The following is a 13,522-nucleotide window of genomic DNA, read 5'->3' on the forward strand; positions in this document are numbered from 1 at the left end:
ACGGGGTTCAGCTCTCGTTTGCGCGGCGCACTCGCGCCGGAAGCAGCACGGCCGCCGCGAAGCACAGCAGATGCAGAGCGCAGAGCGCTGCGAACGCCGGCAGGAATTGCCGCGGCTCGGCAGCGGAGGAACTCGGCACTGCCAGGGAAACGGCGATTGAGACGAGCGTGGTCGCGACCGGTCCGCCAATTCTCTGCGCGATATTCAACGCGGTATTCGCCACGGGAAGCCGTGCTTTCGGCATGCGGGCATACGCGGCGGAAATAGAAGGAATGCTAATGGTTCCCTGACCCACGCCCGCGATAAAAAGACTGCCCAACGCAAGGCCCGTGGAAAAGGTGTGGCCGGTCATCCACAGGAACGGCAGCGTGGCGCATAGCGCCAGTAGCGCGCCGCCTGCCGCGAGCGCACGGCAGCCCAGCCGCTCAGTGAGATAGCCCATGCAGGCGAACGAGCCCATCATGCCCGCGCCGGTCGCCGCGAGCAGCCAGCCTGCCTGCGCGGCGCTCAAGCCGCAGCCGGTTATCAGGTAGAGCGGAACAGCGAGCTGCCTTCCATACATGATGCCGTTGGCGAAGAATTGCGTGATGGCGGGCACCGCGAACATCCGGTCCGCAAACAGGCGCACGTCGATCAACGCCGACGTTGGGCGGCGTACCGAGTGCCACACGAATCCCGCGAGCAGCGCGGCGCCGGCAAGCAGAAATGCCGCGCCTTCCGCGTGCATGGCGCTCTGGAATCCATAGACAAGCGCGACGAGTCCAGGCGAGATCAACGCAAAGCCGGTGAAATCGAATTGGCGCCGCTGCGGCTGGCCGGCGTCGGGCGCGAGCAAGCGCGCAGCCAAGGCGACGCCGACTATGCCGACCGGTACGTTGATCAAAAAGAGCCAGGGCCAGGCCGCCCGCGCCAGCACGGCGCCGGCAAGCACGGGGCCGAGGATCGGGCCGAGCAGGATGGGCAGCGCTGCGTAGCCCATCACACGCTCCATGTTCTTGCCCGCGACGCGCCCGATCATCATCTGCGCCATGGGGGCGAGCAGTCCGGCAACCAGCCCCTGAAAAATGCGCGCGCCGATCAATGCCCCCATGCTTTGCGCCGCGCCGCACAGCACAGAAGCGAGCGTGAAGGTCGAGAAGGCAAAGAGATAGAGCCGCTTCGCACCTATGCGGTCCACCAGCCAGCCGTTGAGCGGGAGCATGAGCGCCATGGCCAGCAGATAGCCGCTCATGATCCACTGCGTCGTGCCAATGGGTGAGCGCAGCGCATGGCCAATGGACGAAAGGGAGACGTTGACGAGCGTCGAGTCCATCTGCGCCATGAACGAGCCAATGGAAACCACCACGGCGACCTTCCAGACGGACGGGGGAATCCGGTTTGCGGAACCACGGCCCTCGCGCATGCCGCTCATCGTTCAGCCAGCCTTCTGATGATGTCGCCTGCCTTGAAGTGCATGGCGCGCTCGTCTTCGTTGAGATCCGCGATGGCTTGCGAGAGCCACCGTTGTTTCGCGTCGCGGGTTTTCTTGCGGAGTTGCCGGCTCTTGTGCGTCAGCTCGATGTTTGGCAGACATGGCGATTCACGCGAATTCCGCTGTGACATCCCTTGAATGATGAAGTTAAATAGCCAGGCTTGCAAATTTACCTGTTCAAAATTCGGAGGTGCGAGAAGAGAAATGCCGACCGGCGAATGCCAGATGCGTGCCATTCAAGCGTATGCTTGCCGTTAAACGACGGCATTCAACCCCGATGGAGACACGCATGGCGGCACTACAAATCGACGATGTCCCGGCCGCGATCCGGCAGGCCAAGCGTAGGTTGCGCGCGCAACTGCCGAACTATCGCGAAGTGTTCGAGGAGGTCTCGCAGGCCATAGGCGAAGAAGCGCGGCACATCGCCCGGCTGCGCGAGGCGGGCGAGGCCGTGATTCCGGAGATCGCGTTCGCGGATATCGCGGCGCAGCGTGTGAGCGCCGAGACGATCGCGCTCGTGAAAGCGCGCGGCGCCTGCGTGATCCGCCGCGTGTTCGAGCCGGAGCAGGCCGCGCGCTGGGACGCCGAAATTGCCGATTACGTGGCGCGCAACGATCTCGACGCGCGCGCCGCCCAACGCGCGGCGCAGCGCAATGCCCTCCCGCCGCAAGCGAGCCGCCCGCTGATCTATGGTGTCTACTGGTCGCGCCCGCAGGTGCAGGCGCGCGAGTCCGCCGAACTCACAGCCGCGCGCGTCTTCCTCAACCGCCTGTGGCGCCACGAGAGCGAAGGGCGCGTGCATTTCGATCCCGACGTCGTGCCCGCCTACGCTGACCGTCTGCGGCGCCGGCCGCCCGGAACGGCGGCGCCCGGCCTCGCCGCGCATTGCGACGGCGGTGCGGTCGAGCGCTGGGTCGACGAGAATTTCCGCCAGGTGTATCGCCACGTGTTTTCGGGTGACTGGCGGCGCTACGACCCATTCGACGGCGCTTACCGTACGAACGCGAGCGAGATTCCTTCGCGCATCGCCTCTTCGATGTTCCGCACCTTCCAGGGCTGGACCGCGCTCACGCCGCAGGGGCCCGGCGACGGCACGCTGCAGGTCGTGCCTATCGCCAACGCCATGGCGTACGTCCTCCTGCGCGCGCTGCAGGACGACGTGGCCGAAGACGACCTGTGCGGCGCGCAACCGGGCCGCGGGCTGCCGATCAGCCCCGAATGGCACGCGCCGCTGTTCGATGCGCTGACATCGATTCCGCAGATGCAGGCCGGCGATACCGTGTTTTGGCACTGCGACGTGATTCACTCAGTGGAAGATGAACACCGCGGCCGCGGCTACAGCAACGTGATGTACATTCCGGCCACACCGGGTTGCGCGAAGAACGACGCCTATTTGCAGCGCCAGTTGCCGAGCTTCCTCGAAGGCCGCAGTCCGCCGGACTTTCCCCCTGAGCACATCGAAGCCGATCTGGGGGACCGGGCAGGCGCGGCCGATCTCACTTCGCTTGGCCGCACACAGCTCGGTTTGCCCGGCGCCGCTTGAGCTACGTAACACAGGCGGATGACGCGCGCGTGTCGGTGCATCGATTCGCGCGCTTGCCTGCAAAAGCACGCGTATGGCATGCTGTGCGCCGATCAACCGGCCACGACGACCATGGATTTCGCTTCGTCCGTCGCAACGTATGGCGCCGACCTGTCGGGCCTCGTTTGCGGTTTTCGCTTCGCGCCCGGGCAGCCCGGGCAGCCGGTCACGTGCGACGACGTCCTCGACGCGCTGCGGCGCACGCACGAGAGCGGCGAGCCGCAAGCCGCGCGCGACGATACGTTTTACTGGCTGCACTTCAATCTCGCCCATGCCGCGGCGCAACCGTGGATGCGCGCGCATCTCGACCTGCCCGACGCCTTCTTCGAGATGCTCGTGGAAGGCTCGCACTCCACGCGCATCGAACACGTCGACAATGGGCTGTTCGCCGTGGTCAACGACGTGATGTTCGATTTCGAACTCACGCCCTCGCAGATCGCGACGCTCTGGTCATACACGCACGAGCGCATTCTCGTCACGGCGCGGCTGAAGCCGCTGCGCTCCATCGACCGTCTGCGCGGCTACGTGCGCAACGGCGAGACATTCCGCTCGCCAGCTGAGTTGCTCATCCACTTGATGCGCGACCAGGCCGACCTGATGGTGGAGATCGTGCGCCGCACGAGCGTCGATGTCGATCGCGCCGAGGACCAGTTTCTCGCCTCGCGACGCTCTGCGAGCCGTCATGAACTCGCGGCCATGCGGCGCATCCTGGTGCGCTTGCAACGCATGCTCGCGCCTGAGCCGGGCTCGATTTTCCGTCTGCTCGCGCGGCCGCCGCGCTGGCTCCAGACACCCGACATGCAGGACCTGCGCGAAGCGACCGAGGAGTTCTCGCTCGTGCTGGGCGACATGGCCGGACTCGTCGAGCGCATCAAGCTGTTGCAGGAAGAAATTGCCGCGCGCCTCGAAGAGCAGAACAACCGCACGCTTTTCACGCTCACGCTCGTCACCGTGCTCGCACTGCCTATCAACATCGTCGCGGGCTTCTTCGGCATGAACGTGGGTGGCATTCCGCTTGCGGAAAACCGCCACGGGTTCTGGCTCATGGTGGTGCTGGTCGCGACCTTCACGGCGTTGCTGGGATGGTGGGTGTTCCGCCGGCGCGGCGACACCTGAGGCTTGCGGGCGCGCTCCCGGGCCGTAACGCGTGCACGGCGACTTCGCGCGCTACGGCGCGAAAGAAGACGGATGTAACCGCATCGAATCCGCATAACGCGCGCTCACGTTATCTGACGTTCGCGTGCGCCGGGCACCGCGCGCGTGCGCCGCGAGCGCGTTGGTGTATGTTGGCGTCATACCATAGCCACCCTCCATGACCGCCCTGGTGCGGAGGACGCCTTGCCCGAAGTCTCGTCCAACCCCGGCGCGGTCCGCGCGCGAGTTTCGCGTTTGCTCGTGCTGCTGGTCGCGGCGCTGATTCCGATCCTGCTGTGTGTGGCGCTCGCACGCTACGAAGCCGAGCGTATTGCGCGGCGCGAAGCGACCCTGGCTTCCACGTTCATCGTCGGGCAGGTTGTTTCGATTGTCGAGACGGCGCAGAGCGCGGCCCAGACGTTCGCGCCGCGTGCGGCCGAGGCATGCGAGGCGCTCTCGCCGGACCTCACGCTCAAGGCTGCCACCGTGCCCTATGTGCGCACGCTCAACATCCTGTATGGCGGCCGCATCGACTGCTCGTCCGCCATCGCGCAACAGGCGATTCCCATCGATGGCTTGCTCAACGGATATGTGCCGGCCTCGGACGACGAATGGCTCAGGATCGTCGACGACACGCCGGTGGTGCGCAACCGCCCCTCGCTGCTGGTTGGCGTAGCGGGCGAAGCGGGGCATGCGGTCGTGGCCGTGGTGGACGTACAGTATCTGCTGGACCTGCTGCATGGCGCCGCGCCCCTCACGGAATTTCGCCAGGCCGAGTTGCGCGTGGGCGAGGGCACCGTGTTGCGCGAAGCCATGGCGCTCGTGAACGTGCGCGGCGCGCCGTTGCTGGTCGACGTGCAAAAGCGCATGGCGGGCGCCACGATCGACCTGAAGATCTACGGTCAGCCCGAGCGCATCAACGAAGCGTGGGGCGGCCTGCTGCTGCGCTATCTGCCATGGGCGGCCGCCTTGTCCGCGCTGCTCGTCTGGCTCGTGCGGCGCTTGCAGCAAAGCGGGCAGTCGCGCCGCGAACAACTGCTGCGGGGCATACGCGCGAACGAATTCCATGTCGAATACCAACCGATCTACGGTGTGGCGACGCAGCGGTGCGAGGGCGTGGAGGCGTTGCTGCGCTGGGTGCGGCCAGGTACAGGCGCGACGCGTCCGGACGAGTTCATTCAGGCTGCCGAAGAAGAGCACGTAATCGTGCCGCTCACGCAGCATCTGCTGAAACTCATCGCGCGCGACGTTGCGACCTGGGACGTCGCGCGGGGCTTTCACGTCGGCGTCAATTTCGCGCCCGAGCATCTGTCGGGCGAGCAACTCGTGAAGGACGTGCTGGGGCTGCGCGCGGCGCTGGCGCCGCGTGGCGTGACCATCACGCTGGAAATTACCGAGCGCACGCTGGTGTGCAATACCGAGCAGGCGCGCAACAGTCTCGCGACCTTGCGGCAGGAGGATGTCAACGTCGCCATCGACGACTTTGGCACGGGATATTGCTCGCTCTCGTATCTCGAGAAATTTCCATTCGATATCCTGAAGATCGATCGGGGCTTCGTGCTCACGATCGATCCGGAAGGTAAAAGGGCGGCGGTGCTCGACTCCATCATCGATATCGCGCATAGCCTCGGGGCGCAGCTCGTGGCAGAGGGCGTGGAGACTCAGGTGCAACGCGACTATCTGTGCGCGCGCGGCGTCACGTACATACAGGGTTTTTTCTACGCGAAGCCCATGCCGTCGGAGGCGTTCATGCGCTGGTATCGCGCGCATGGGGCGCATATGTCGCCCGACCCGCGCATGACGGCTGGCACATAGGGCGCAGGCGTTGCGCGCCCGCGCATTCCCGCTGGCGTGATTTGCTTAGCGCGAAACATCGGTTCTGCGAACGCGTGCGTGCCGGTAGCATCAATGGCTCGATGGCTGCGCCGTATGGGTGCATGCCGAATGCCAATACGGACCCGCCGAAGATGACTCGCCCGACGCCGCCCACGCGCTATTCCCGCCGCCATTTCCTCGCCACGCTGGGCGCGACGCTCGCGAGCGCGGCGCTGCCCGCCACCGCCTTCGCGAAATATCAGCCCGACCAGTTCCGCATCGGCTACCAGAAGGCCGCGAGCACGCTGGTCCTGCTCAAGGCCTACGGTACGCTGGAAACGCGCCTGGCGCCGCTAGGCATCAAGGTGTCGTGGACCGAATTCCCGGCCGGCCCGCAATTGCTCGAAGGCCTGAACGTGGGCGCAATCGACTTTGGTTATGTGGGCGAAGCGCCACCCGTGTTTGCTCAGGCCGCGGGTGCGGATTTCGTCTACACGGCGTATGAACTGCCCACGCCGCACGCAGAGGGCGTGGTGGTGGCGAAGAATTCGCCGGTCCGTGACGTGGCTGGACTGAAGGGCAAGAAAATAGGCCTGAATCGAGGCTCGGACGTGCATTGGTTTCTCGTCGCGCTGCTGCAGAAGCACGGCCTTTCTATCGCCGACGTGCAGCCCGTGTACCTCGCCCCCGCCGACGCGCGCGCAGCGCTGCAAAGCGGCGCCATCGACGCCTGGGCGATCTGGGACCCGTTTCTCGCCGCCGTCGAATCGCAGGATGGCGCGCGCCTCATCGCCGATGCCAGCGGCGTAGCGAGCCATCATCAGTTCTTCCTGAGCCAGCGCGAATTTGCGCAAAATCGCAAGGACGCCCTCGCGATCGCGCTGGACGAACTCGGCAAAACGGGGCAATGGGTGCGCGCCAACACGGCGGCAGCGGCCGCGAAGCTTTCACCGATCCAGGGGCTGGATGCGGCGACGATCCAGACCGGCCTTACCCACTACGCGCATGAATACCGGCCGATCGACGCCGCCGTGATCGCGCAGCAGCAGAAGATCGCGGACACGTTCTACGACCTCAAGATCATTCCGCGCCGCGTGGTGACGAAGGACGCCGTGCTCGCGTAACGTCTGCGGGCACGGACGTCTTCCGGGCGCGCGCTTAGTGCGACGACCAGCCCTTGTAGCTGCTTACGTTGTCGCGCGTGACGAGCTGAGGCGTCATTTCGATCATCGGGTTGGCGGGCTTCTTGCCGTTCATGATGTCGTAGCCCACCTGCACGGCCGTCTGCGCCATCTTGTACGGGTCCTGGCTTGCCGAAGCCTGCACGAGCGTATCGCTCTTGAGCGCCGTTTCGATATCGGGCGCGCCGTCCACCGACGTAATGACGATGTTGCTGCGATGCAATTGCTTCGCGGCGAGGTCGCTGCCAATGGCCTGCGGATCGTTGATGGCGAACACGCCGGCAATCTTCGGGAAGCGCGTGAGATAACCCTGCATCGCGTTCATGCCGCCTTCGCGCGAACCCTTGCCGTCCTGGTCATCGGAGAGGATCTTGATGCTGGGAGTCTTGGCGAGCACCTGCTTGCAACCGTTCACGCGGTCGATCACGGCGGAGACCTGCGGCCCGTTCTGAATGATCACGTTGCCGGTGTTGTTGATTTTCTTCGCGAGGTATTCGCACGAAATTGCGCCGGCCTTCACGTTGTCGGTCTGCACGGTGGCGTTGGCGCCCGCGGCGGCCACGTCCACGGCTACCACCACGATGCCAGCCGCCTGGGCCTTCTTCACCGCCGGTTCGATCGCCTTCGGATCGGTCGCGTTCAGGAGGATCATGTCCACGTGCGCCGAAATGAAGTTGTCGATCTGCGTGAACTGCTTGTTGAGGTCGTAGTCGGCGGAAACGGCCGTGACCTTGGCGTTCGGGTTGATCTGCTTCGCCTTGGCCTCCGCACCCTGCACGATCGTCACGAAGTAAGGATTGCCGAGCGAACCCACGGTAACGCCGATCAATTTGAGCTGCTTGTCAGCGGCATGCGCGCCTTGCAGTGTGAAGCCGAGTGTCAGGGCGGCAGCGGCGAGAATGGCTTTTTTCTTGAACATGAGGTTGTCTCCTGAGGGGTCCTGTTTGGGTGCTTTCCCGGCGAGCGCAGCAGGACCGCCTGCGCTCGCGCTTGTTTCTCTCTGTTGAGCTGTTCAGTGGCTTACGTGCGGGCCGAGCCACGCTGGCGGTAGCGGTCGAGCGCGACGGCGCCAACGATCACGAGGCCCTTGATGATGTACTGCCAGATGTCCGAGACGCCGAGCAGCACGAGCCCATTGGTCAGGACTGCGATGATGAGCGCACCGATCAGCGTGCCGATGATCGAGCCCACGCCGCCCACGAAGCTCGTGCCGCCCAGAATCACCGCGGCGATCGCATCGAGTTCATAGGACTGGCCCAGTTGCAGGCCGTTGGCCGCGTAGAGGCGGGCGGCGGACATCACCGCCCCGAGACCCGCGAGCAGGCCCGAGACGGCATAGACGAACATCTCGATGCCCCACACCTTGATGCCAGACAGGCGCGCCGCTTCCGGGTTACCGCCCACCGAGTAGATGCGCAGGCCGAGCACGGTACGGCGCAGCACGAACCACGAGCCGGCCACCACCACGAGCGCGATGATCACGAGCCAGGGCACACCGAGCACCGTACCGTTGCCGATGAACGCAAACGAGAGCTGCGGGTTGAAGATCGTCGTGTCGTGGCCCATGAGGCGCGCAATGCCGCGCACCGCCGTGAGCGAGCCGAGCGTGACAATGAACGGCGGCAGGCGCAGGAGCGCGATGAGCGCGCCGTTGACGAGGCCGAAGCCGAGTCCCACCGCGAGCGCCATGGGCACGCCGAGCCAGCCCCAGCCCACGATGTTCGAGCCGATCATGGCGGCCATGGCCGCGGCGGCCAGCACCGAGCCCACCGAGAGGTCGATGCCGCCCGTGAGAATCACGAAGGTCATGCCGGCAGCGAGCACGATGTTGATCGACGCCTGCTGCGTGACGATCGATAGATTATCGAACGTAAAGAAGCCATCGTTGAGCAGACTGAAGCCGATACACAGCAGCACCAGCACCGGCAGCATGCCCGCTGTGCGGACGAGCGACTTCATGCGCTGGCGGTGGCCGTCGACCGCTACGCTGCGGGTGGGTTGCGCGCCTTGCGCGGGCTGCGTGGGCGTCGCCGCGACACCGTGCCGGGGAAGAATGCTTTTCATGTCGTACTCCTGAGGGACGTTTCTTGCGTATGCGGTGAAGATCAAGCGGCTTCGTCGAGCGGTTGCTGCGAGCCGGTGGCGAGTTCGATGATCGCTTCCTGGGTGATCGGCCTGGCCGTATAGCCGCCCAGCTCGCCGGCGAATTCGCCTTCACGCATGACGAGCACACGGTCGGCCACGCCGATGATCTCGGGCAGCTCGCTCGAAATCACGATGATGCCCACGCCGGTCCTGGCGAGGTCGTTGATGATGCGGTAGATCTCAGACTTCGCGCCGATATCGACGCCGCGCGTGGGTTCGTCGAGAATCAGCACGCGTGGTTTCGTTTCCAGCAGGCGCGACAGCAGCACCTTCTGCTGGTTGCCGCCCGAGAGCGCGCCAACGTTTATACGCGCATTCGGCACGCGAATGGAGAGCGAGCGGATGGCCTCCTTCGCGCGCTCGCCGCCGCGCGCGAGGTCGAGGACGCCCATGCGCGCGTCGCGCCCGGCCACGGCCACGTTGATGTTGTCGCGCACGCTCATGTCGAGAAAGAGGCCTTGATGCTTGCGGTCCTCGGTCAGATAGACGAGGCCCGCGTTGATCGCGTCCCGCGGCGTGTGCACGTTGAGCTTCTTGCCGTCGATGGCGATCTCGCCGCGCACGCGCGGCTCCGCGCCGAAGATGAGGCGGGCGAGCTCGGTGCGGCCCGCGCCGACGAGGCCCGCAATGCCGAGCACCTCGCCCGCGTGCAGGTCGAGGCTGCACCCGCGCACGCGCTTGTCGTCGGCCACGTCGCGCACGGTAAGCACGGCCTTGCCCGGATCGTAGGGGGCATGCGCCTTTTTGTAGAAGCCCGAAATATCGCGGCCCACCATCATGCTCACGAGGCTTTCCGCGTTGAGCGCGTCGCGCATGAGCGTGCCCACGTAGCTGCCATCGCGCAGCACGGACACGCGGTCCGAAAGCTCGTACACCTCAGCCATGCGGTGGCTGATGTAGATGATCGCAAGCCCTTCGTCGCGAAGCTGGTTGATCAGTTTGAAGAGGCGTTCCGTTTCACGTGATGAGAGCGGCGTGGTGGGCTCGTCCATCACGAGAATGCGGGCGTCGCTATGCACGGCGCGCGCGATCTCCACGAGTTGACGCTCGGCGATGGAAAGCGAGCCGACCAGCGTGGTGGGCCCGAAGCTCGCGCCGAGGCGCTTGAGCACGTCTTCGCTGCCGCGTTCCATGGCACGGCGGTCGACCGTGCCGAAGCGGCGGCCGCCCTTGCGCAGCTCGCGGCCCGCGTGAATATTCTCCGCGACCGAGAGATTGGGCGCGAGGCTCAGCTCCTGATAGATCACGGCCACGCCCAGCGCGCGCGACGCGTGCGGCCCATCGATCACGACTGGCTTGCCCTCGATGAGAATCTCGCCGCCGGGATCGGCCTGGTAGGCGCCGGAGAGAATTTTCATCAACGTGGACTTGCCAGCGCCGTTCTCGCCCATGAGCGAGTGGACCTCGCCGGGGTAGACGGTGAGGCGCACGTTGTCGAGCGCGCGCACCCCTGGGAAGGTCTTGGTGATGCCCCGCATTTCCAGCAGCGGCGGCGTGGACTCAGAGGGCGACATGGCTCTCCTCCTGCGCTTGTGCGTAAGTTTGTGCGCCGGCGCCCATGAGGATGCCCGCGCGCGGCGAAAAGTTGAAAAACATGGGGAGCGTGGCCGCGCCAAGCGCGCCCGCATCGGGACCGAAGGTGCCGCGCACGAGAGCAGGCGTGCCGCGCGCCTCGGGCGCGGTGGCCGCAACCGCGAGGCGCAGACGCTGCATGAGCGTGTCGATGAGGCCCGCGTCCACGTCGGCGTCGAGCACCACGGTGGGCACGTCGAGCACACAGAAGGCGGAACGCAGCGCGGGGGCGAGCGCATCGACGCAGTCGTCGAGCCATTCCTGCACGCCGGGGTGGCCGCGCGCAATGCAGGCTTCGAGATCGGCGCGGCTGTCGATCGCCTCGCCGCAATACTGCAGGTGGCGGCGCAGCGCGATGAGCGAGGCGCGCGAAAGCAGGATGTCCCACTGGCCCGGCGGCTTGGGCGCGGAGGGCAGGCGGCTGGGCGGCACGGGCATCACCGCGAAGTCGCCCGCGTTGCCGGTGAGGCCGCGCACGCAGTCGCCGTCGATGGCGATGCCGCCACCGATGGCCGGGCCGAGAAACAGATAAAGGAAGTCCTCGCGCTGGCGCCCGCAGCCGTAGAAAATCTCGGCGATGGCGGCCGCGTTGCCGTCGTTCTCGCTGAACACGGGCAGCGCCGTGGCGCGCGCGAGTTCGCCTGCGAAGTCCACATCGTTCCACACGCGGAAGGTATCGGTGGGCAGGCCCAGTTCGCGCAGCCAGCTGCCGAGGTTGTACGGCTGCGCCACGCCAATGCCGGCCAGGCGGCTGCGTTCCTCAATCGTGAGGATGCCTAATAGATCGGCGATATCGCGCTGCACGATTTCCTGCGCGACCGAGGGTTGTGGCAGCAGCATGTCGCGCGTGCGGCGCTCGATCATCTGGCCTGCGAAATCGACGAGGACGGTTTCGATGTTGGTCCGGTCGAGCCGCACGCCGATGGCGAACGCGCCGCGCGGGGAGAGGCGCAGGAGCGAGGCGGGCTGGCCGCGCTGACCGTCGCGGCGGCCGCTCACCTCGATCAGGCCATTGGCCGTGAGCGACGTGATGATGGTGCCCACCGCGGTGCTCGTGAGATTCGCGAGGCGCGCGAGATCGGCCTTCGACGCCTCGCCCGCGCGACGTAGCGCCTGCAGCAGCAGGCGTTCGTTGAAGCGGCGGACGTTGGCGGAATTGCTGCCCTGACCGACATGCGGACTTCTCACGTGTCTCCTCCGGTCTCATGCAAAGCTGAAAGGGGGGTGTCGGCGTTTGGTGCATCCGTTGCCGACTAAATAAATCAAGTTGATTTATTTAATGCCAGAAATCGGGGGCTGTCAGCCTGGGGAAATCCCGTTGAAGGTAATGGGGGCGCTATGACAGGCGGCGGCGCGATGTGCGCCCGATGCAAAAGCTTAGGAGACTTTTTGAGGGAAGGGGAAGAAGCGGGGAGCGAGCAACGGATGTGCCCGCGCGCGATCGTGTGGCGCGCGGGCTGCGGGAGAAGAAGGAGAGGGGCTGCCTGTTACGAAGACCGCGCTTCACCTGCGTCGCGGCAGGCAAACCAGCGGCGCGCCGTGCGCGGCGGCGCTGCGCTTTCGGCCACCTCACGCCACCAGCGCTCACCGCGATGCGGCTGCGCCAGATCGAGCCTTTCGCCCATGCGCGGCGTGGAGAGCGTCACGCCGCGCGCGAGCGCGAGGCCGGTTACGCGCTCGAACGGGTCCTGCCAGCGATGCATCGCGAGATCGAATGTGCCGTTGTGAATCGGCACCAGCCACTCGCCGCGCAAATCCACGTGTGCCTGTACCGTTTCCTCGGGCTGCATGTGGACATACGGCCATTGCGGGTCGTACGCGCCCGTTTCGATGAACGTCGCGTCGAACGGGCCCAGTCGCTCGCCAATCGTGCGAAAGCCGTCGAAGTAGCCAGTGTCGCCGCTGAAGAACACGCGCACGTCGGCGTCGGCGATCACCCACGAGGCCCACAGCGTGCTGTTGCCATCAAACAGGCTGCGCCCCGAGAAGTGCTGTGCCGGCGTAGCGGTGAACTCGATGCCCTCGACGTTCGCGCCTTGCCACCAGTCGAACTGGCGCACCTTCGCACCGTCGATACCCCATTCGATCAGCCGGTCGCCCACGCCAAGCGGCGTGAGAAAGACGCCCGTCGTCGCGGCGAGCGCGAGCACGGTTTCGCGGTCGAGGTGATCGTAGTGGTCGTGCGAGAGAATCACGCCGCGCAACGGCGGCAGGTCGGCAAGTGCGATAGGCGGCGCGTGAAAGCGCTTCGGCCCGAGGTTCTGAAACGGCGAAGCGCGCTGCGCGAACACTGGGTCGGTGAGCCAGAACTGGCCGCGCAGCTTGAAGAGCAGCGTGGAATGGCCGAGCCGGTAGACGCTGCGATCGGGCGCGGCTTCGAGCTGCTCGCGCGTGAGCGTTTGCACGGGCAGCGCGCCAGCGGGCATGGTGCCGCCCGGCTTGTGAAAGATCATGTTCCACATGATCTTCAGCGTTTTGCCGAACCCCTCGGCCGGGCGCGGACGCACGTTGCGAAAGCGCTCGCCGTCGTGCTGCGGCGAGGTGTGCGAGAGTTCGCGGCCGCGTTGTGCGGCGCTCAGTCCCAAGGTACGGCTCAGCGATGCGAAAGGCGAGGTCATGGCG

Annotated in this window: 10 protein-coding genes and 1 pseudogene; 4 read left to right on the forward strand and 7 right to left on the reverse strand. The window is 65.8% G+C overall.

The window, feature by feature from the left end:
- Positions 1-7 precede the first annotated feature (7 nt).
- On the reverse strand, positions 8-1,411 hold the full coding sequence (locus JMY28_RS36820) for a DHA2 family efflux MFS transporter permease subunit (protein ID WP_201700800.1): 1,404 nt from the start codon (positions 1,409-1,411) through the stop codon (positions 8-10).
- On the reverse strand, positions 1,408-1,707 hold the full coding sequence (locus JMY28_RS36825) for a hypothetical protein (protein ID WP_201700801.1): 300 nt from the start codon (positions 1,705-1,707) through the stop codon (positions 1,408-1,410). Before JMY28_RS36825 ends, JMY28_RS36820 begins: the two co-directional genes overlap by 4 nt.
- A gap of 53 nt (positions 1,708-1,760) precedes the next feature.
- On the opposite strand from JMY28_RS36825, the gene JMY28_RS36830 reads away from it, so the two are divergent.
- From JMY28_RS36830 to JMY28_RS36845, 4 genes are all read left to right on the forward strand, one after another.
- The gene (locus JMY28_RS36830; protein ID WP_201700802.1) at positions 1,761-3,014 is read left to right on the forward strand and encodes a DUF1479 domain-containing protein; all 1,254 of its coding nucleotides are present in this window, start codon (positions 1,761-1,763) and stop codon (positions 3,012-3,014) included.
- A gap of 78 nt (positions 3,015-3,092) precedes the next feature.
- Complete coding sequence (locus JMY28_RS36835) at positions 3,093-4,169, forward strand: transporter (protein ID WP_236597208.1); 1,077 nt, start codon at positions 3,093-3,095, stop codon at positions 4,167-4,169.
- Positions 4,170-4,391: 222 nt separating this feature from the next.
- Positions 4,392-6,002 (forward strand): EAL domain-containing protein, encoded by a 1,611-nt coding sequence (locus tag JMY28_RS36840; protein WP_201700803.1) that lies wholly within the window; start codon positions 4,392-4,394, stop codon positions 6,000-6,002.
- 152 nt (positions 6,003-6,154) lie between these two features.
- Complete coding sequence (locus tag JMY28_RS36845; protein ID WP_236597209.1) at positions 6,155-7,126, forward strand: sulfonate ABC transporter substrate-binding protein; 972 nt, start codon at positions 6,155-6,157, stop codon at positions 7,124-7,126.
- 34 nt (positions 7,127-7,160) lie between these two features.
- Here JMY28_RS36845 and JMY28_RS36850 read toward each other — a convergent pair whose 3' ends face one another.
- The 5 genes and pseudogenes from JMY28_RS36850 to JMY28_RS36870 form a co-directional block, all read right to left on the reverse strand.
- A complete protein-coding gene (locus JMY28_RS36850; RefSeq protein WP_201700805.1) occupies positions 7,161-8,102 on the reverse strand; it encodes an ABC transporter substrate-binding protein in 942 nt (313 codons plus the stop codon).
- A 101-nt stretch (positions 8,103-8,203) separates the two neighbouring features.
- A pseudogene (locus JMY28_RS36855) lies at positions 8,204-9,157 on the reverse strand (ABC transporter permease subunit); the annotation flags it as partial.
- Between the two features lie 131 nt (positions 9,158-9,288).
- A complete protein-coding gene (locus JMY28_RS36860; RefSeq protein ID WP_201700807.1) occupies positions 9,289-10,842 on the reverse strand; it encodes a sugar ABC transporter ATP-binding protein in 1,554 nt (517 codons plus the stop codon).
- The gene (locus JMY28_RS36865; RefSeq protein WP_201700808.1) at positions 10,829-12,088 is read right to left on the reverse strand and encodes an ROK family transcriptional regulator; all 1,260 of its coding nucleotides are present in this window, start codon (positions 12,086-12,088) and stop codon (positions 10,829-10,831) included. The genes JMY28_RS36860 and JMY28_RS36865 overlap by 14 nt, the downstream gene beginning before the upstream one ends.
- A 299-nt stretch (positions 12,089-12,387) precedes the next feature.
- Positions 12,388-13,518, reverse strand: coding sequence for an MBL fold metallo-hydrolase (locus tag JMY28_RS36870; RefSeq protein ID WP_201700809.1), 1,131 nt, complete (start codon positions 13,516-13,518; stop codon positions 12,388-12,390).
- Positions 13,519-13,522 lie beyond the last annotated feature (4 nt).

It is taken from the genome of Paraburkholderia hiiakae (assembly GCF_904848665.1).
In the GTDB taxonomy this organism is placed as follows: Bacteria; Pseudomonadota; Gammaproteobacteria; order Burkholderiales; family Burkholderiaceae; genus Paraburkholderia; species Paraburkholderia hiiakae.